The organism is Arthrobacter sp. Soil_N43 (genome assembly GCF_057655195.1).
This window is the reverse complement of sequence record NZ_JBDGML010000084.1, coordinates 58,888-78,721: the sequence shown is the minus strand read 5'-3', so window position 1 is coordinate 78,721 and position 19,834 is coordinate 58,888. Positions and strand designations below refer to the sequence as shown.

Annotated in this window: 15 protein-coding genes; 10 read left to right on the top strand and 5 right to left on the bottom strand. The window is 68.6% G+C overall.

Annotation, left to right across the window (positions count from 1 at the left end):
• The first annotated feature begins 412 nt into the window (after window positions 1-412).
• From AC3A3W_RS09805 to AC3A3W_RS09790, 4 genes are all read left to right on the top strand, one after another.
• On the top strand, window positions 413-1,108 hold the full coding sequence (locus AC3A3W_RS09805; protein ID WP_487442336.1) for a DUF4232 domain-containing protein: 696 nt from the start codon (window positions 413-415) through the stop codon (window positions 1,106-1,108).
• Window positions 1,109-1,289: 181 nt separating this feature from the next.
• On the top strand, window positions 1,290-2,804 hold the full coding sequence (locus tag AC3A3W_RS09800) for an FAD-dependent oxidoreductase (protein ID WP_487442334.1): 1,515 nt from the start codon (window positions 1,290-1,292) through the stop codon (window positions 2,802-2,804).
• 100 nt (window positions 2,805-2,904) lie between these two features.
• The gene (locus AC3A3W_RS09795; protein ID WP_487442332.1) at window positions 2,905-7,983 is read left to right on the top strand and encodes an Lhr family helicase; all 5,079 of its coding nucleotides are present in this window, start codon (window positions 2,905-2,907) and stop codon (window positions 7,981-7,983) included.
• Window positions 7,976-8,944 (top strand): DNA-formamidopyrimidine glycosylase family protein, encoded by a 969-nt coding sequence (locus tag AC3A3W_RS09790; protein ID WP_487442330.1) that lies wholly within the window; start codon window positions 7,976-7,978, stop codon window positions 8,942-8,944. Before AC3A3W_RS09795 ends, AC3A3W_RS09790 begins: the two co-directional genes overlap by 8 nt.
• A 78-nt stretch (window positions 8,945-9,022) precedes the next feature.
• Here the strand turns inward: AC3A3W_RS09790 and yczE are convergent, their stop codons facing one another.
• Complete coding sequence (gene yczE, locus AC3A3W_RS09785) at window positions 9,023-9,724, bottom strand: membrane protein YczE (protein WP_487442329.1); 702 nt, start codon at window positions 9,722-9,724, stop codon at window positions 9,023-9,025.
• A gap of 60 nt (window positions 9,725-9,784) precedes the next feature.
• Between yczE and yczR the strand changes: the two genes are divergently transcribed.
• Complete coding sequence (gene yczR, locus AC3A3W_RS09780) at window positions 9,785-11,275, top strand: MocR-like transcription factor YczR (RefSeq protein ID WP_487442327.1); 1,491 nt, start codon at window positions 9,785-9,787, stop codon at window positions 11,273-11,275.
• Between the two features lie 66 nt (window positions 11,276-11,341).
• On the opposite strand, the gene AC3A3W_RS09775 is transcribed toward yczR, so the two are convergent.
• Window positions 11,342-11,857 carry a DUF4188 domain-containing protein gene (locus tag AC3A3W_RS09775; RefSeq protein ID WP_487442325.1) on the bottom strand — a complete coding sequence of 172 codons (516 nt, stop codon included), beginning with the start codon at window positions 11,855-11,857 and terminating at the stop codon, window positions 11,342-11,344.
• 85 nt (window positions 11,858-11,942) lie between these two features.
• On the opposite strand from AC3A3W_RS09775, the gene AC3A3W_RS09770 reads away from it, so the two are divergent.
• Window positions 11,943-12,518 (top strand): TetR/AcrR family transcriptional regulator, encoded by a 576-nt coding sequence (locus tag AC3A3W_RS09770; RefSeq protein ID WP_487442324.1) that lies wholly within the window; start codon window positions 11,943-11,945, stop codon window positions 12,516-12,518.
• 142 nt (window positions 12,519-12,660) lie between these two features.
• Complete coding sequence (locus AC3A3W_RS09765) at window positions 12,661-13,620, top strand: RluA family pseudouridine synthase (RefSeq protein WP_487442383.1); 960 nt, start codon at window positions 12,661-12,663, stop codon at window positions 13,618-13,620.
• 49 nt (window positions 13,621-13,669) lie between these two features.
• Here the strand turns inward: AC3A3W_RS09765 and AC3A3W_RS09760 are convergent, their stop codons facing one another.
• Complete coding sequence (locus AC3A3W_RS09760; protein WP_487442323.1) at window positions 13,670-14,230, bottom strand: O-acetyl-ADP-ribose deacetylase; 561 nt, start codon at window positions 14,228-14,230, stop codon at window positions 13,670-13,672.
• Between the two features lie 80 nt (window positions 14,231-14,310).
• Here AC3A3W_RS09760 and AC3A3W_RS09755 point away from each other — a divergent pair, with 80 nt between their 5' ends.
• Complete coding sequence (locus tag AC3A3W_RS09755) at window positions 14,311-14,931, top strand: DedA family protein (protein WP_487442321.1); 621 nt, start codon at window positions 14,311-14,313, stop codon at window positions 14,929-14,931.
• Between the two features lie 15 nt (window positions 14,932-14,946).
• Here AC3A3W_RS09755 and AC3A3W_RS09750 read toward each other — a convergent pair whose 3' ends face one another.
• Window positions 14,947-15,252 carry a hypothetical protein gene (locus AC3A3W_RS09750; RefSeq protein WP_487442382.1) on the bottom strand — a complete coding sequence of 102 codons (306 nt, stop codon included), beginning with the start codon at window positions 15,250-15,252 and terminating at the stop codon, window positions 14,947-14,949.
• Window positions 15,253-15,431: 179 nt separating this feature from the next.
• On the opposite strand from AC3A3W_RS09750, the gene AC3A3W_RS09745 reads away from it, so the two are divergent.
• Together AC3A3W_RS09745 and AC3A3W_RS09740 are read left to right on the top strand one after the other, a co-directional pair.
• On the top strand, window positions 15,432-15,608 hold the full coding sequence (locus AC3A3W_RS09745; RefSeq protein WP_487442319.1) for a hypothetical protein: 177 nt from the start codon (window positions 15,432-15,434) through the stop codon (window positions 15,606-15,608).
• A 209-nt stretch (window positions 15,609-15,817) separates the two neighbouring features.
• Entirely contained in the window at window positions 15,818-16,882 is a 1,065-nt protein-coding gene (locus AC3A3W_RS09740; protein WP_487442318.1) for a NifU family protein, read from the top strand.
• Between the two features lie 111 nt (window positions 16,883-16,993).
• Here the strand turns inward: AC3A3W_RS09740 and ppc are convergent, their stop codons facing one another.
• Window positions 16,994-19,813: a phosphoenolpyruvate carboxylase gene (ppc, locus tag AC3A3W_RS09735; RefSeq protein WP_487442316.1), complete on the bottom strand. Its 2,820-nt coding sequence runs from the start codon at window positions 19,811-19,813 to the stop codon at window positions 16,994-16,996.
• Window positions 19,814-19,834: the final 21 nt, after the last annotated feature.

The window sequence follows — 19,834 nt, the reverse complement described above, 5'->3', positions numbered from 1 at the left end:
TCAGGGTTCACCCGCAGCGGCGTTGCTGCGGATGAGTGCCGAGTTGCCTCCCTCAACCCTGCACGCCCCCGATCATCCGGGGACGTGGCTGGCTGCGCAGGTGATGGAGCAGACGCGGCCAGACGGAGAGCTATTTTCTTATCCGAATTGATTAACCAATTCACGGGCAAGTGAGACCACGCTCATTCTGACATAGGAAAATGAGCTTATCCATTGATTTTTGGCCCTTGTCCCAGCCTTTTTTCGGGCGACCTAAGATTTATCGTTGCATCATTCTCAGCAGGCACGGGATCCTCCGAATTAGGGCACGCCGTGACCCCGTCACGGCCCGGAGGTCACAATCGGGGCACCAAATCCGCCACGCGGTCCTGCCTTCGTTGACTCCGGCGGGGTGTGCCGCAAGGTTAGATCTATGAGGCTTCAGCGAATCCCCACCGGACTGACAGGCACGACGGCGGCTGCCGCACTGGCGCTCTTGCTCACGGCCTGCGGGCCGAGCCAGCCGTCCAGCCAGTCGAGCCCGGAGCAGAGTACGGAACCGGCTGAGGCAAGCAGCAGCGCAAGCCCAGGGGCCTCCGCAACGTCGGAGCCGCCGTCGTCCTCCCCTGCTGCCTCGCCGTCCGCCTCGACGCCTTCCACGCCGGCCCCGAGCAGCGCGGCGCCAGCGCCAGGTTCCACGGCCGCCGGCGCGCAGCTGTGCAAGTCGTCGGCGCTGAAAGCCAGCACGGACGCCACCGGCGGCGGCGCGGCCGGCAGCGTCTACATGCGGCTGATCCTGACCAACAGCGGCACCGCGGCCTGCCACCTCAAGGGCTTCCCCGGAGTATCACTGACCAACGGTGCCGGCGGCCAGCCGATCGGCGCGCCGGCCCGGCGGGACGCGGCCACACCCGTGAGCGATGTCCTGCTGGCCCCCGGAAAGTCGGGTTCTGCCGAGCTGCGCTACACTCAGGCCCGCAACTACCCGGACTGTGTCCTGGCTCAGGCGGCCGGTTTCCGGATCTACCCGCCCGAGGACACCGCATCGCTGTTCGTGGCCAGACCTTCGGACGCCTGCAGCAACGCCTCCATCGAACTCCTCACCATCGGGGCGTTCCAGCCCAGTTAGTCCTGCCGCTCCCGGCTGCATCGCTTCCGCACGGTCCTGCCCAGGGGCTGGTGACTGCGCTGTTCCTCCGCCCCAATTTCATAAGTACACTTGCGATTACGTCGTGGGCCTCACCCGCCTGGCAGGGCCCGCGGCACGAGTGCTCCGCGATGTGGCTACGGTTGAAGGCAGGTTGATTTCCATGACGTCGCTCTGGTTGGACCGTACCGATACTTTCAGCGGAGACGACTTCCGCCACGGGGAAACGTACGACACTGTTGTCGTCGGCGCGGGCCTCACCGGACTGGTCACCGCGCTCCTGCTGTCACGCTCGGGACAGAATGTCCTGGTGCTCGAAGCCAGGAGCCCAGGCGCTGTGACCACCGGCAACACCACCGCCAAGGTCACCCTGCTGCAGGGGACTGTCCTCTCCGCCCTCCGGCGCCAGTACCCCGCCAGAATGGTCGATGCTTACGTGGCCGCCAACCGCGAGGGGCAGGCCTGGCTACTGCGGTACCTTGAATCCAGCAACCTCCCCTATCAGGAGCGTGACGCTTATACGTACGCCACCACGCCGCAGGGCGCCGGAATCCTGCGCAAGGAACTCGCCGTGGCGTTGGCCGCGGGCGTCGAGGTGGACTACCTGCGGAACCCCGGGCTGCCCTTTCCGGTCCACGGTGCGGTGCGGCTCCGCGGACAGGCGCAGATCAATCCCATGGATGCCGTCCTCGCCCTGGCCAAGGACGTGCGCTCGCACGGCGGCACCGTCGTCACCGGCGTCCGGGTCCTGAACGTCCGCGGTACCGCCCCGTCCACGGTCGAGACGGACCATGGGGCGGTGCGCGCCAATTCCGTGGTGGTCGCCACTGGCACGCCGATCCTGAACCGCGGCCTGTACTTCGCCAAGCTCAAACCCAACCGCTCCTATGCCGCAGCGATGGAACTGGCAGACTCCACGGAACCTCCGGACGGCATGTATCTGTCCGTGGAGCACCCCGTCAGGTCGCTGCGCGACTATCCTGCCAACGGCCGGCGCCTGCTGCTGGTGGGCGGTAACGGCCATCCCGTGGGACGGGCGGGGTCGGAGCAGGCGCACCTGGACGAACTGCTGGCCTGGGCACACTCGCACTTCCCTGGTGCCACCGTGACGCACACCTGGTCTGCCCAGGACTACCAGTCCACCAATCTCATGCCCTTCTTCGGGAAACTCCCCCGCGGACGTGGCCGGATTTTCTTCGCCACCGGGTACAACAAATGGGGAATGACCAATGCTGTGGCGGCGTCCCTCGGCATCGCAGCGGACATCCTCGGCGGCAATTTGGAGTGGGCCAAGACCATCCACCGCCGTGTGACGGCCCCGCAGGGTGCCGCGTCCGCCGTCACGCTCAACGCCGGCGTGGCCGCTACCCTCGCGAAGGACTGGGCACGGGCCGGGCTCCAGAAGCTGCCCCAGGAGGGCCCCGCGCCAGCGGAAGGGACGGGCAGCGTTGCCCTTCGCGGCCGCAGACCCGTGGCAACGTCCACCGTGAACGGCACGACTTGTTCCTTGTCGGCCGTCTGCACGCATCTCGGCGGCATCGTGCACTGGAACGACAACGAGAAATCCTGGGACTGCCCCCTGCACGGTTCGCGTTTCAGCAGCGACGGCACGCTGCTCGAAGGACCGGCCACACGCGACCTCCAGCCTGCGGCGGAGTCCGGGCTGAAAGACGGCTGACGGTCCGACGGCGGAAGACCAACGACGGCGGAAGGTCCGGCGACGGCGGCTGTCCCGCCGACTGCGGAATACTGTCGGAGCCTTAGGGCATGATGGAGGCATGCAGTCGCAGGGGCCCGCCGGCACATCCGGCGGCACATCTTCGGTGGACTCCATGGGCCAGTTCAGCCGGCCCACCAGGGAGTGGTTCCTGGGCGCCTTCTCCGAACCGACCCCCGCCCAGCGCGGTGCCTGGAACGCCATCTCCTCCGGTTCTCACGCCCTGGTTGTCGCCCCCACCGGTTCGGGAAAGACGCTCGCCGCCTTTCTGTGGGCGCTGGACAGGCTGCTGCATTCCGGCGCCGCGGCTTCCGGCGTGCCGGCTTCCGGGGCAAAGCGGCCAAAGCGGAAAACCCGAGTCCTGTACATATCGCCGCTCAAGGCGCTTGGCGTCGACGTCGAACGCAACCTCCGCTCACCCCTCATCGGCATCACCCAGACGGCCAAGCGGCTGGATCTGCCGGCGCCGCTGATCACCGTGGGCGTCCGGTCCGGGGACACGCCGGCGTCCGAGCGCCGTGCCCTGCTCAGCAACCCGCCGGACATCCTCATCACCACGCCCGAATCGCTGTTCCTCATGCTGACCTCCCGGGCGCGGGAAACCCTCAGCGAGGTGGACACCATCATCGTGGACGAAGTCCATGCCGTGGCCGGCACCAAGCGCGGCGCCCACCTCGCCGTCTCCCTGGAGCGGCTTGATGCGCTGCTGCCCAAACCGGCACAGCGGATCGGGCTGTCCGCCACGGTGGAGCCGCGTGAGCTGGTAGCGCAGTTCCTGGCTGGCTCCGCTCCGGTCGAGATCGTGGCCCCGCCTTCCCGCAAGAACTGGGACCTCACCGTGTCCGTCCCTGTGGAGGACATGTCTGATCTCCAGGGCGCGGCCGGGGCCTTCGATTCAGGTCCGGCCTCGGGGCTGCAGCCCCAGGCCTCCATCTGGCCGCATGTGGAGGAGAAGATCGTGGACCTGGTGCTGGCCAACCAGTCCACCATCGTCTTTGCCAACTCCCGGAGGCTCGCTGAGCGGCTGACTGCGAGGCTGAACGAAATCCATGCCGAACGGCAGCTCCTGGCTGTCGGGGGCGGCTGGGAGGAGCCGGCACCGGCCATGCCCGGCCCTCTCCAGACCTCCACGGCCACACCCGCCCACATGATGGCGCAGGCCGGTAGCACCTCGGGCGCCGAACCGCTGTTGGCCAGGGCCCACCATGGCTCCGTCTCCAAGGACCAGAGGGCCCTCATCGAGGACGATCTGAAATCCGGACGGCTGCGCTGCGTCGTGGCGACGTCCTCATTGGAGCTCGGCATCGACATGGGCGCCGTGGACCTTGTGGTCCAGGTGGAGTCGCCCCCGTCCGTGGCCAGCGGGCTGCAGCGCGTGGGGCGCGCGGGGCACCAGGTGGGCGAGATCTCGCAGGGCTATCTCTTTCCCAAGCACCGTGCCGATCTCGTCCACACCGCCATCACCGTGGAGCGCATGCTGGCCGGCAAGATCGAACGGCTCAGCGTTCCGGCCAACCCCTTGGACATCCTGGCCCAGCAGACCGTTGCCGCCACGGCCCTGGGCAGGATCGATGTGGAGGAATGGTTTGCCACCGTGCGGCGCTCGGCCCCGTTCGCCACCCTCCCGCGCTCCGCCTTCGAGGCCACCCTGGACCTGCTGGCCGGGCGCTACCCGTCCGACGAATTCGCCGAACTCCGTCCCCGCATCATCTGGGACCGGAATGAAGGGACCATCGAGGGCAGGCCAGGCGCGCAGCGCCTCGCCGTCACGTCCGGAGGCACCATTCCCGACCGTGGGCTGTTCGGCGTCTATATCATCGGCACCGAAGCGGAGGGATCGTCCTCACCTGGCGGGGACGCCGCCGGCAAGGTTTCCGGCACGGCCTCGCCCGCAAAGGGCGGCCGACGCGTCGGCGAGCTTGACGAGGAGATGGTCTACGAATCCCGGGTTGGCGATATCTTCGCCCTCGGTGCCACGAGCTGGAAGATCGAGGACATCACGCACGACCGCGTGCTGGTCTCCCCCGCCTTCGGACAGCCCGGCAAACTCCCGTTCTGGAAGGGCGACTCCTTGGGGCGGCCCGTTGACCTCGGCCGCGCCCTTGGCGCGTTCGTCCGGGAACTGTCCGCGTCCGACGTCGGCCCTGCCACCGAACGCTGCAAGGCCAGCGGCCTTGACGACTTCGCCGCCAACAACCTGCTGCAGTACCTCAATGAGCAGAAGCTTGCCACCGAGGTGGTGCCCAGCGACACCACGCTGGTGGTGGAACGCTTCCACGACGAACTCGGCGACTGGCGGGTCATTCTCCACAGCCCGTTCGGCATGCCGGTCCACGCGCCGTGGGCACTTGCCGTGGGCCAGCGCCTCCACCAGCGCTACGGCCTGGACGGCTCTGCCATGGCAGCAGACGACGGCATCGTGCTGCGCGTGCCCATGATGGAGGACGAACCTCCCGGCGCCGAGCTGTTTCTGTTCGACCCCGAGGAACTGGAGCAGATCGTCACGGCCGAGGTGGGCGGCAGCGCCCTGTTCGCCTCCCGCTTCCGCGAGTGCGCAGCCCGTGCCCTGCTGCTGCCGCGGCAGACCCCGGGCAAGCGGCAGCCGCTGTGGCAGCAGCGGCAGCGGTCGGCCCAGTTGCTGGATGTCGCGCGGAAGTATCCGTCCTTTCCGATCGTGCTGGAAACCGTTCGGGAGTGCCTCCAGGATGTCTATGACCTGCCGGCATTGAAGGAAATCGCCAGCTCCGTAGAACGCCGCGAACTGCGCATCGTGGAGACCACCACGCAACAGCCGTCGCCATTCGCCAAGTCGCTGCTGTTCGGGTACGTGGCGCAATTCCTCTATGAAGGTGACTCGCCGCTGGCAGAGCGCCGGGCGGCCGCCCTGGCACTGGATTCCACGCTCCTCAATGAGCTCCTGGGCCGGGTGGAACTGCGGGAACTGCTGGATGCCAGGGTTATTGAAGCGACCGAGCGCGAACTGCAGCGGCTCGCCCCGGACCGCCGGGTGCGCGGCATGGAGGGCGTCGCCGACCTGCTGCGGCTGCTGGGCCCGCTGTCGCCGGATGAAGTGGCCGCCAGGCTTGAGGCGCCGGGTGAGCCTGCCCTGCTGCTTGAGTCTGTCGAAACCGCCGCACCGTTGGTTGAGCCTGTCGAAAGCGGGCCCGTCGACACCAAGCCTGCCGAAACGGCGCCGGACGAAACCCTCGTCGCGGACGCCGCCTCCCACCTCGCCGCACTCCAGCGGGCCAACCGCGCCATCAGGGTGAACATCGGCGGCGTCGAGCGCTTCGCTGCGGTGGAAGACGCCGCCAGGCTGCGCGACGCCATCGGGGTTCCCCTCCCCATGGGCGTGCCCCTGGCGTTCATCGAGCCAGTGGCGGATCCCCTCGGTGACCTCGTCTCCCGCTACGCGCGGACGCACGGTCCGTTCACGGCCACGGAAGCCGCGGCGAGGCTGGGACTTGGGGTCGCCGTCGTCGGTACTGCACTGAAGCGGCTCGCCGCGGATGGCCGCGTTGTGGAGGGCGAGTTCCGGCCCCACGTAGAACCGGTTACGGACCAAGGTGCCGAATCGCCGGGGCAGGGCGGCAGCGCCGCCGACACGGCTGAGGAGACCGGGGGCGCGAGCGCCGCCGAGACACCGTCCCCAGGCGACGCACCGCGCACATCAGCGGTCATTGTTGCCCCGGCCGGCAGTGAATGGTGCGACGCCGAAGTGCTCCGCAAGCTCCGGCGTCGTTCGCTGGCCGCGCTGCGCGCGGAAGTGGAGCCCGTGGATGGCACTGCATACGGGCGGTTCCTTCCCGCCTGGCAGAACGTGCGCTCGCCGGGAACCCGTGGCGGTCAACCGGCGCTGCGCGGGCTGGACGGAATCGTCACTGCCATCGACCAGCTCTCCGGCGTTCCGGTACCGGCGTCGGCCTGGGAACCGCTTGTGCTGGCCAGCCGCGTGTCGAACTACCAGCCCGCGATGCTGGACGAACTCATGGCGGCCGGCGAGGTCCTCTGGTCCGGTGCAGGCTCCCTGCCCGGCAACGACGGCTGGATCAGCCTGCATCTGGCAGAATCGGCGGAGCTGACGCTGAATCCCGCCATCGACTTCGAGCCCGGGGATGCCCAGCGGCGGCTGCTGGACCACCTGCAGACGGCCGGCGGCGGTTACTTTTTCCGGCAGCTGACTGACATTGCGGGCGGGATGGATGCCGTGCTCGGCGATCAGGAAGTGGTGTCCGCACTGTGGGACCTGGTCTGGGCGGGCCTCGTGACCGGTGATACGTTCGCACCCGTCCGCGCCCTCATCGCCGGCGGGCACACGGCCCACCGCCAGGTAGCGCGGCCGCCCCGTGCACGGGCCCCGCGGATGAGCAGGCTGGGGCGCTCGCATGGAACGGGCCTGCTGGGCTCGCCGGGGCTTTCCGGCGGGCGGTACGGCCAGGTCACCGGACAGGCCCCCACGCCGCCGCTGGCAGCGGGACGGTGGTCGGCCCTCCCCTCCCCTGAGCTCGACGCCACCGTTCACGCCCGCGCCACCGCGGAACTGCTGCTCGACAGGTACGGTGTGGTCACCCGCGGCTCCGTCATGGCAGAAAACATCCTGGGCGGCTTCGGGCTCATGTACAAGGTGCTGGCCAGGCTGGAGGAGGCCGGACGCTGCCGCCGCGGCTACTTCATCGAGCATCTCGGTGCGGCCCAGTTCGCCGTTCCGGCCACGGTAGACCGCCTGCGCTCATATTCCGAGGACACGCAGCTTGCCAAACCGGAACCCGCAGCTTTGGCCCTCGCCGCCACGGACCCTGCCAACCCCTACGGGGCCGCGCTGCCCTGGCCGGCCCTGAGTGTCGAGGCCGGCAGCGGCCACCGTCCCGGCCGCAAGGCAGGGGCTCTGGTGGTGCTGGTCGACGGCGCCCTGGCGCTGTATGTGGAACGCGGCGGCAAGACACTCCTGGTATTTACGGAGGACGATGCGGTGCTGGCCGCGGCCGGGGCGGCGCTTGTCGACGTCGTGAAGCGCGGCGCCGTAGACAAGCTCGTCATGGAAAAGGTCAACGGCCACGGCATCCTGGACACTCCCGCCGCGGCGGCTTTGACGGCGGCCGGCGCCTACTCCACCCCGAAGGGACTGAGAATCCGTGCCTGAGGGTGATTCGGTCTGGCGTGCCGCCCAGCAGCTCCACGGCGCCCTCGCCGGCCAAAAGCTGACAGCCTCGGACTTCCGCGTGCCGCGCTTCGCCACGCTGAATCTCCGGGGCTGGACAGTGCAGGAGGTGGTCCCGCGAGGCAAACACCTGCTCATGCGGCTGGTCGGTCCGGACGATGAACGGCTGACCATCCATTCGCACCTCAAGATGGAGGGCAGCTGGCAGGTCTACCCGCCCGGCGGACGATGGCGTAAACCGGGCTTCACTGCCCGGTGTGTGCTGCGAACACCGGTGGCAGACGCCGTCGGCTTCTCCCTCGGGCTCCTTGATGTCATCAAGACCTCCGAGGAGGACAAAGCTGTGGGGTACCTGGGGCCGGACCTCCTGGGCCCGGACTGGGATCCGGCCGAGGCGGAGCGGCGCGTGGCTTCCGCACCGGACGTTCCGATCGGCGTGGCATTGCTGGACCAGCGCAACCTTGCCGGAATCGGCAACATCTACCGCTGCGAGGCCTGCTTCCTTTCGGGAATCCACCCCGCCTCGCCAGTCTCGGCCGTGGCGGATCTGCCCGCCTTGTTCGCCGATGCCAAGCAGCTGCTCGAAGCCAACCTCGGCCCCGGCCGCCGCACAACCCTGCTCAATGCGCGCGGGACGCCGGTGGGCAGGGCGGCCGGCCGCCCCGGGTACTGGGTCTACCGCCGGGAGCACCAGCCATGCCTCCGCTGCCGGACCCCCATCCGCCACGGCGTGCTGGGCAAGCCTGTGCCGCGCAGGGCTTTTCCGCCCAGGGCGTCCCCGGCCTCCATCTCGACGTCCGGCGGGGAGGGTGTGGCCGCGCCGGCCACTGGCCTACCGGTTATGGGCACGCCGGCTGCGGGGACGCCGGAGCTGGTCACCGAGGAGCGCGACATTTACTTCTGCCCGAAATGCCAGCCCCTCCTGGGAGCCGGCGACGCCTGACCCGGCCTCCCCACCGATGGGGATGGGCAAGGGGCGTGCCGCCGGAGGGTTCCGTGCCTCACGAGGGCTTCCGTGTCATCAGGCCGCGGGGACGGGCGCCTCGGACCCTCCCACGGAGCCTGCCGGCTCCTTTTCGTCCGTCGGCTCCGCCTTTACCCCCGGCTCCGCCCCGGAGGCTGCGTCCGCCTGAACCGCCGCGACGGCGGTCGGGACCATGAAGTACGGCAACAGGAGTTGCACCAGCGGCCCGATAGCCAGCGCATACACCACGGTGCCCACGCCAACGGATCCGCCAAGCAGCCAGCCCGCGCCAAGAACCACCACTTCGATGAGAGTCCTGGAGACGCGCACCGACCATCCCGTGCGGCGGGCCAAGCCGGTCATGAGGCCGTCGCGGGCACCCGGACCAAACCGCGCACCGATGTAGCAGGCCGACGCGATGCCGTTGAGCAGGACGGCCCCGGCGAGCAGGGCGATCTGGCCGCCCACCTGCGAAAAGGCGGGGATCAGGGCAAGTCCGATATCGGCGAACACACCCACCAGCACGGCGTTGCACAGGGTGCCGAATCCGGGCCACTGCTTCAGCGGAATCCACAGCAGCAGCACCAGGAAGCTGACGATGATCACCACCGCACCGATGCTCAGACCCGTCCTGCCGGCAACCCCCTGATGGAACACGTCCCAAGGATCGAGGCCCAGTCCGGCACGGATGAACATGGCCAACGAGACGCCGTACATGGCAAGGCCGGTAAAGAGCTGGAGCAGTCTGCGAGTCATCATTCACCCATCCTGAGTCACGACTGGCCTTGTTTTCCATGGCCAGTTTGAGATACTGGCCTTATGTCCGGTTCCCTCAGCCCCGCAGCACTGGCACGCCTCCTGGGCAGCTGGCACGTTGGCGCGTCGCCCGCCTACCGGGAACTGGCCGACGTCGTCCGCCTTCTCGTGCTGGACGGCCGCATCCCGCTGGGAACCGCTCTCCCGAGCGAGCGGACCCTATCCGATACCCTGGCCGTCAGCCGGACCACCGTGACCGCCGCCTACGCAAGCCTGCGCGAGCAAGGATTCCTGAGCAGTGGCCAGGGCACCCGCGGCCGCACCTGCCTTCCGCGCAGCTCCGACCAACCCACCGGCGCGGGGCCCGGCGGGGAGGTGGGCGCCGATCTCTCGGGCGCTCCCGGCCTCGCTGTTCCCGAGGGCGTCATCGATCTCGCCTATGCCTCCCTCCCCGCCAGCGGCGAAGTCGTGCACCGGGCCTTTGCCTCCGCCCTGACCGAGCTGCCTGCCCTTTTGCCTGGATTCGGCTATGACGCGCTTGGCGTCCCCTCGCTCCGGGAGGCCATCGCAGCCCGCTACTCCGCCGTCGGGGTGCCCACGGCGCCGGGCCAGATTTTGGTGACCTCGGGTGCGCAGCACGCCCTGAACATCGTGCTGCGGGCGATGGCCGGCAAGCAGGACAAGGTGCTGGTGGAGCAACCCACGTACCCAAACGCCCTCGACGCCATCCGGGCACAGGGCTGCCGGATGGTCCCGGTGGCGCTGCCTCCGGCGCCGGAAACCGGGTGGGACCTGGACGCGGTGGAGACTGCCCTGATGCAGCAGCGGCCCAAGCTGGCGTACATGGTCCCCGACTTCCACAACCCCACCGGACGGCTCATGCCCGATGCCCAGCGCCGCCGGCTGGTCCGCGCCGCCGCCGCTTCGGGCACGGTGCTGGTGGCGGATGAGACTCTTCGGGAATTGAACCTCGACGGCGGAACCGCGGCGCCGCTGGCGGCCTTCAGCCCGGCAGTGGTTTCCATCGGATCGCTGAGCAAATCACACTGGGCGGGACTCCGCACAGGCTGGATCCGGGCCTCCGAAAGCCTGATCCAGCGCTTTGCCGGGGCCAGGACCACGATGGACCTGGGCGGCCCGGTGGTGGAACAGCTGGCCGCGGCCCACCTGGTCCGGGCCCTGGACGAGCCCCTGCCGGCACGTCGGGCCGCACTCAGGGAGAGCCGGACGGCACTGCTGGATCTGATCGCCGCCCACCTGCCGGAGTGGCAGGCGGAACGGCCCGCGGGCGGCCTGGCCGTCTGGTGCCGGCTGCCCTCCGCCAGCAGCACAGCGCTCACTGTCATCGCGCCCGACTACGGCATCCGGCTCGCCGCCGGACCGCGCTTCGGGGTGGGCGGCGTCTTTGAGCACCACCTCCGCGTGCCCTTCACCCTGCCCCCGGACAAACTGGAGCAGGCGGTCCTGGCACTGCGCTCGGCCCAGGACCGGCTGGACGCCGCCCCGCAATTGCGCAGGACACTCAGGGAATCCCCGGCCGTGGCCATCGCCTGAGGCTCCGGCTCCCAGCGAGACGCGCCCGCTGGGCTGAGTCGCCGTCCGCCCCCGGCGCCTGCGCGGCTAGCGAATTCCGGCCGGGCCAGCCGCAGCGTGCCCGGCAGGGCGGCCCATGCGCTGCTTCGCAGTATTGGTTCCGGGACCGATGGGCACATGCGCCGTTGCCTTGGCCAGGCCAAAGAGCGGCATCCCGTTGTAGACCACCTCGATCCCGCCGGCCGGCACTTGGTATGTCTCGTGCCACACGCCGACGTCGCCGGTTCCGGCGAGCTCCTTCATAAAGCGGCGCCAAGGCTCCAGGTGCGGGGACTCCCTGTCCGCCGCAAACTTGCGCAGGTGTTCGGGACTCTCCCAGTAGCTGAGCAGGACGGTGGTGCGCCCGAACCACTGCTCGTACCCCAGCAGGCCCGACGACGGGCTTCCGGCCAGGTACCGGAGCATCCTGGGCATCGCCGCAGCCGCCTTGGCGACCGTTCCGACCTTCCACCAGCGGTTCGCACGCATGCCGATCAGGAATACGGTCACCGACTCCCGCCCCGGGTCAGCGGTGTAGCGGCCCGGGAATACGTTCTGCGCCATGACAGCTCCTTGATGCTTTTAGACGGGTTTCATAACGTTGTTCCATAACATTGTTACAAAACAAGGTTATGAAACAATAGGCAACATGGCAAGACCCGTAGTGCACAACGATTCGCTCAGAGAACAGCTCCTGGGTGCCGCGGCGGACCTCGTGGACAGGGAAGGGCCCGCACGGGTCACGCTGCGCGATGTCGCGTCCGCGGCGCAGACATCCACCAGTGCCGTCTATTCGCTGTTCGGCGGAAAATCCCAGCTGCTGACGGCGGTGGTCGACGACGGCTTCCGCTCGTTCCGCGACTCGCAGGTGGCCGCGGCACCGGGCGGCCTGCACGCGCTCGGCACCGCCTACCGCGCCTGGGCACTGGAGCATCGGGCGCTGTACCGGCTGATGTTCGGCGGCGCCCTGGCGGCCTACGCCGACTGCCGGCCCAGCCCCGACGCGGCGGCAGACGCAATGACGCCGCTGATTGAAACCGTCGCCTCTGCGCAGGCAGCCGGCACGTTAAGGGTGGCTCCCGTGGAGGTGGTTTCCTCTGCAATCTGGGGGCAGGTTCACGGCCTCGTGAGCCTCGAGTTGGCGCAGGTCGGGCCGCCCGACACCGACTGGCCGGCGGTCTACGCCTCGGCGCTGGACGCGATCAGCCGCGGCTGGGCCTCCTGACGCGCCCTGCCGGGTCACCGCCCGGAGGTGAATTCGCCGGAACGGGTCGAATTCGCCGGAAGGTTCCGGCGACCGGGCAGGGTTCCGGCGAACTCAACGCCGGAACGGCCCAGGCAGGAGCACAAAGTAGAATGGACCGGTGATGCAATCCCCCCTCCCCGTACGCGACGGCGTGAACGCAACCCGCCTGCGCCTGCCGGACGAGGGGCCATGGACCACCGCGATGGACTACATGATGCACCGCTGGGGCCACATCGACCCGCAGGGCATCGAGGACCGGTTCGACGCCGGCGAGATCGTGGGCGAAGGCGGTGTCCCCCTGGACCGCCGGACAAGGCTCGAGGACCACACCTTCATCTGGTACTACCGCACCCTCCCGCCCGAGACCCGGCTGCCCGTTGAACTGAACATCCTCCACCAGGACGATCACATCCTCGTGGTGGATAAACCCCACTTCCTTCCCACCACTCCCGGCGGAACGTATATCCAGGAGTCGGCCCTGGTGCGGCTGCGGAACCAGCTGGGCCTCCCGGACCTGATCCCCATGCACCGGCTGGACCGCATGACCGCCGGCATCCTGCTCCTCTCCACCAACCCGGAGACGCGCGGCAGCTACCAGGTGCTCTTCGAGAAACGCCAGGTCCAGAAGGAATATGAGTGCGTGGCCGCCGCTGAGCCTGCTGCCGGGCACCCCGCCGTCGACTTCCCCGTGGTGGTCCGGAACCGGATGACCAAGTCCCGCAGCTACCTGCTCGCCGAGGTCATCGATGGCGAGCCGAATGCCGAGACACGAATTGATCTGCTGAAGACGTTCGACGCCGGAACTGCCGACGGCGGTCGCCGCGCCTCTGGTTTGACCCAGCGGCGCGGCCTCTACCGGCTGGAGCCTCACTCGGGCAAGACCCACCAGCTGCGGGTGCACATGGCATCCCTGGGCCTGGGCATCCTGCACGACGCCTTCTACCCTGAGCTCCTGGACAAGGCACCGGACGACTACACCAAGCCGCTTCAGCTCCTCGCCCGGGGGATCCGTTTCGTTGATCCGATCACCGGTAGGCCCGTGGAGTACCGGAGCCGGCTCGAACTGAGCGAAGCCCCCTAGCAGCACAGCGTGAGCAGCACAGCGTGCGGGTCCGGGCGAGGCAGGCTCCTTACCCGGGCCGGCCAGGGCCTCCGCCGGACTCTTCCAGGGCCTGCCGGAAAATCCCGGCGGTCTCCTCGCTGAACAGCACGAATTCCACGAGCTCCACCCTTGGCTTTTCGCCCTCCAGCGGACGGCCGGAGTACGCCCGCACCGCTTCGATCCCCAGCTGCGCCACCTTGCGGGCATCCCAGCCGTACACGCCCGCACTGACGGCCGGAAACGCCATGGACCGTGCCCCGAGACCGTCGGCTATCCGCAGGCCTTCGGTGAAACACGAGGCAAGCAGCGCCGGGTTGGTCTGGCCGGCGTGGCGGTTCGGTCCAACGGTGTGGATCACCCACTTCGCCTGCAGCCGGAACCCCGGCGTGGCAACGGCCGCACCCACCGCGAGGCCGTCCTGCAGCTTCGTCGCGCGCAACTCGCGGCAGGCCTCCAGCAGTTCCGGTCCGGCCGCCCGGTGGATCGCACCGTCCACGCCGCCGCCACCCAGCAACGAGGAATTCGCTGCGTTGACGATCGCTTCCACAGGCCGCGCTGTGATGTCGCCCTGAACAATTTCAATCCGCATGCAGCCAGTGTGGCACCGCTGCCCGTTCGGACGAAGACCCCAGGATCCCCTGCCGGCGATAAGTGCGGTACCTTGTGCGAATGGACTTCGGCAACGCGGAAACCTGGGGGACCGCGATCTACTTCTGGATCGTTCCGGCGGTACTCGGCGACGCCATCTTCCCGCCCGTCCCCTCCGAGATGGTTGTCATCACCGGCGGGGCGCTCTCCGCCGAGGGCCGGGCCAACCTGTTCCTGATCGGCCTCCTGGCGGCGTCGGCCTCCTGGGCGGGCGACGTCGTGGTCTTCCAGCTGTTCAAGCGGCGGCTCAGCCATGTGCTGGACCGCTGGCGGTGGGGCAGGAAAGTGCACCGCGGCATCCACGAGGCCATCGCCAAGGCGGGGCGGTCCTCCACCTACGGCACCATCATCGGGGCCAGGTTCATTCCCGGCGGCAGGCTCGCCACCTCCGCAGCGGCCGGCATAGCCGACGTCTCCTCGGGAGGCTTCAACCTCTGCGCGGGGCTGGGTGCAGTCCTCTGGGCCACGTGGCTTGTCGGGCTCGGCTACTTCACGGGCTCGGCCACCCGGCTGCCCTTCTGGGCCAGCTCACTTATCGGAGTGGCTGCCGGCCTGGTGATCGGCGCCGTCGTCGGAGTCATCGCCACCCGGCGCCGCGGCAGCCGGTCCCCGGTCGACGAGCCGGGCGAGCCCGCCCCCTAACAGCAGCCCGAAAGGTCAGACGGGCGCCCACCGGCCGCGACTGCGGCGGAGCACCAAAAGCGAGCCGGTCACCGCAACGCGTTCGACGGCGTCGCGCATCATGGCGGCGGACGCATGCGCCTGGCGGTTCTCACCGCTGAATTCGGTGGGCTCCACGAGGAACCGGAGGTTCAGCTGCGGCACACCGCCGGCCAGTTCCAGCTGGTTTGCTTCCACGTGATGGCGTGTGCCGAGGGCTTCGACGGCGGCGGCCATGACGGCTTCGGGAGGGTTGCCGGGCTTCAACCCGGTGATCTTCAGTCTGGTCTGGAACGACGGCATGGACACCACCCTAGCGGCACCGCGCATGCGGACGATGAGCGCGAACGGGCAGTTAATGCCCCTCAAACCGGCTCCAAGGGGCCACAACTGCCCGTTCGCGCTCCGCCGAAGGCGGCCGTGAAAATGGCCAGTTGCGTTTTGTCCGGGGCGAGCCTATGTTGGCAAAAAGGGGCGCGATCATGCACGAACTCTCTGTCACGCAGGGCCTTGTTGGCGCCGTTCCGAACACCACAGGCGAACGGCCGGCCACTGCACTCAACGTCGGCATCGCCCTGTCCCGGTTCCACGGCTGCGGCGGCGCCGACGTCGAATTCCCCGGCCAAAAACCCAGGCTGAAGTCCTCGGAGGTGCCATAGAACTCTGGCATACAACGTGCGGCTGCGGCGATGAAGCCAGCATCCGCATTTCATAAGGGCACAAACCGATCCGGCACCTTACCCGGATCGCTAACAAGAGGACACCGGCCCCACAAGGGCCACTGAAAGAGGCAATGATGCCTGCTGAAACTGCCCGCAAGGCGGAAGAAGCCCACTCCCCCACCCACAACCTGACGGGCAGGTAGGCCATGTCGGGCGAAGACCGGCCGCTGCAGAGCGGCGACTGGATCCGCGGTTTCCTCCGGGCTTGGGGCACTGACGACGCGGCCGCCCGTGGCGGCGCCGAGGATCTGGTCCGGCAAATAGCGGAGCTTTACGGATCGGCGCTGCGACGGATCCTGGAAATCCTGCATCGCCAGGGGAAGCTCGATGAAGCCACACTGGAGGCGCTGACGGCGGATGACCTCGTGTCTGCCCTCCTGCTGGTCCACGGGCTGTACCCGCGCTCGTTGGAAGCCCGCGTGGCCGCGGCGCTGGACCGGATCCGGCCCTATCTCGGCTCCCAGGGCGGCGACGTGGAGCTGGAGGGCACTAGCACGGACGGCGTAGTGCGGCTCAAGCTCTACACCGACCCTGACGCCCCGCCGTCGTCCACGCCGCTGAAAGTCGCCGTGGAGGAGGCCATCAAAGCAGTAGCACCGGAGGTCACCGCCATCGACGTTGTTGAAGTGGAAAAACAGCCCGGACTGCCGGACCTCATTCCCGTGGACTCACTTCCTGTCCGGGCGATCAGTCCTGCGGACGCAACACCCGCAGCGGCCTGGCACGACATGACCGGCGGCATCTGGGTACCGGTTCCGGAAATCGCCGGCCTCGAATCCGGCGATGTCGCGGGGTTCCTGATTGGCGGCTACCCGCTGCTGGCCTGCCGCGCCGGACAGGATGTCTACGCGTACCGCGACCACTGCCCGCGCTGCTCCGGCTCCATGGCCGGCGCAGTCCTGGAGGCCGCTGCCGAGCGGGCCGGCGGGAGCGTCCTCCGCTGCCCCACCTGCCGCGGCCACTTTGATGTGCACCGCGGCGGGGCCTGCCTTGAGGACAAGGGGCTGCACCTGGATCCGCTTCCGCTGCTGGCTCGGGCCGGAGTATTGTCTGTCGCCATCCCGACTGAATCCGGGCAGCCCGCACCGCTGCCAGCAGCCCCGGCACCTCCAGCCCGGGCAGAGGCGACGCCGGTGCAGTCCATCCCGCTGGTCGCGCCGGCAGGGCAGGCGGTCCCGGAACTGCAGGCGGCTGCAGGACAGGACGCATGAGTAGACTGCGGGCACGGGAATTCTGTGCACGCCTCGCCCCGCTCCCTCAACCGGCGAAAGGTGAGGGAGCGTCTGGGGAATCCCGGCGAAAGGTGAGGGAGCGTCTGGGCGCTACCCGGTGTTGCGCAGGCCTGCCGCGACGCCGTTGACCGTGATCAGCATGGCGCGCTGGAGCCGGTCGTCGATCTCGGCGCCGGAGATGCTCTTGCCCTCCGCCGACTCGGTGCGCACACGGCGGAGGAGCTCCACCTGCAGGTAGCTGATCGGGTCGAGGTACTGGTCCCGGATTTCCAGCGAGCGCTTCAGAGTCGGCTGGGCGTCCAGCAGCACGTGCTCGCCGGTGAGGTTCTGGATCTCCGTCACGGTCAGCGCGTACTCCTCGCGGATGGCGTGGAAGAGGTGGTGGAGCTCCTTGGGGACCAGGGTGTCCACGTAGTAGCCCGCGATGTCCAGGTCCGTCTTGGCCAGGGTCATCTCGACGTTGGAGAGCACCGAACGGAAGAAGTGCCAGCGGTCCATCATCTCAACGAGCTGGGCGGAGTGACCGGCCTCGCGCGCGGCCCTTAGGCCGGATCCCACGCCGAACCAGCCCGGGACGATCTGGCGCGACTGCGTCCAGCCGAACACCCACGGGATGGCGCGCAGCCCGCCCAGGCCGGCTCCGGAGTCCGGGCGCTTGGAGGGGCGGGAGCCGATGTTCAGGGAACCCAGCTGCTCCACAGGAGTGGACGCCATGAAGTAGGCGGGCAGGTCAGGGTGGTCGATGAGGCTGCGGTAGCGGTCAAACGCGGCATCGGAGATGGTGTCCATGACATCTCCGTAGCGCTCCCGCTGGTCATCGGAGTTGCGCGGTGTGCGGTGCAGGGCCGACCCCTGCATCACGGCAGCGAGGGAGAGCTCCAGGTTCTCGCGGGCCAGCTCCGGCAGCGAGTACTTGTCGGAGATGACCTCGCCCTGTTCGGTGAACTTGATTTCACCCTCGAGGACGCCGTGGGGCTGGGCCATGATGGCGTCGTAGGTGGGCCCGCCGCCGCGTCCGACGGATCCGCCGCGGCCGTGGAACAGCCGGACGCGGACGCCATGCTTGGCGGCGATGTCACGCAGCTTCTGCTGGGTCTTGTGGATCTCCCACTGGCTGGTGATCACGCCGGACTCCTTGTTTGAGTCCGAGTAGCCGAGCATGACCTCCTGAATGTCGCCGCGCAGCCGGACGAGCTCCCGGTAGGAGGAATCGGACAGCAACTGGTCCACGATCTCCGCGGAGGCGCGCAGTTCCTCAACGGTTTCGAGCAGCGGCGCGAAGCCGATCTTCGCATACGGGGCCTCGCCGAAGAGGCTGACCAGGCCGGCCTCGCGGGCCAGGACGGCCGCGGCCAGGACGTCGTCGGCGCCGCGGGTCATGGAGATGATGTACGTCTCGATGACGTCGGGACCGTATGTGCGCAGGGCGCGCCGGATCTCGCGGAAGACGTCGTACGTGCCGTCAGCGACGCCGTCGAGCTTAATCGGGTGGCCGGACAGCGGACGGCGCGAGGCCAACTCGGCGCTCAACACTTCCAGCCGCTGTTCGCGCGTCAGTTCGGCGTACTGGATGCCGGGCCCGCCCAGGCGGTCCATGAGCTGGCCGACGGCGTCATGGTGGTGGTCGGCGTGCTCGCGGATGTCGAGCGTGGCCAGGTGCAGGCCGAAGGAGGCGATGGCACGCCGGACGCGGGCCAGCGCACCGTCCGCCACCAGGGACGCCGAGTGGTTGCGCAGCGAGAGTTCAAGCACTTCAAGCTCGCTGATGAGTTCCTCCGTGGAGGTGTAATCGCGGCCGGGCTGGTGGGGCGAGCCGGCGGACACCCGCTTGCCCGTGTTGATGAGCTTGGCCTTGATGCAGGTGAGCTTGAGCCGGTAGGGCTCCTGGGCGTTGAGTTCGAGGATTCGCCGGTCCAGGCCGGGCAGTTTGGCCAGGTCGGCGTCGATCGACTCGAGCAGTGCCTGGTCCGCACCTGCGAGGGCTGTGGAGTTGGACAGGATGGAAATGAGCTCGTCAATCAGGGCGATGCCGATCCGCACCGCGTTCTGGTTCTGCAGCTGGAGGATCTCGCGGGTCACGGCCGCGGTCACGTTGGGGTTGCCGTCACGGTCGCCGCCGATCCACGAACCGAACTTGATCGGGGCCTTGTGCGCGGGAAGCGTGACGCCGTGCTCGCCCAGCAGCCCGGACAGGTCCGTGAGCATCTCGGGCAGCGCGTCGGTGAGGATGCTGTTGAGGTAGTAGATGGCGTTGCGGGCCTCATCCACCGGAGTGGGCCGGACCTGGCGGAGCTCGTCCGTCTGCCACATCTGGTCGATCATTTCGGACAGCTGGCGGTCCTGCCGCCGCCGGGCCGTGGTGCCCTCCCCGGTGGGTTCGGCCAGCACGTCGGAGAGCTTGCGGATCTTGTCCAGCACGGAGCGCCGGGAGGCCTCGGTGGGGTGTGCGGTGAAGACGGGACGCACGTCCAGTTCGTTCACGACTTCCTGCAGCACCGCCGGGCCCGCCTGGCCGGCTATATCCGCCACGGCCTTGGCCAGCCAGCCGTCCTTTTCCTGCCGCGTGCGCAGGCCGCGGACCCGGTGGACCTGTTCGGCGGCGTTGGCGAGGTGGAAGTAGAACGCAAAGGCACGGACCAGGTCGGTGGCCTGTTCAAGCGGCAGGGAGGCGAGAAGCTCGCGGACCTGGGCAACGACGTCGTGCGCGCTCCACGGACCGGTGGCATCCGCGCCGCCGCGGGCGGCCTCCTTCGATTCCTTGGTCAGCAGGCGCACCTGCTCCACGAGGTCCAGGAGTTCGGGGCCGTGCTGGCGGACCAGCGATTCGCCCAGCAGGGTGGAAACGCGGCGCACATCCGCACGGAGTTCGGCGGCGAGATCTGTTTCTGAATTCATTGCAGTGTCAGCCATGGAAACTATCTTTCGAGGGTT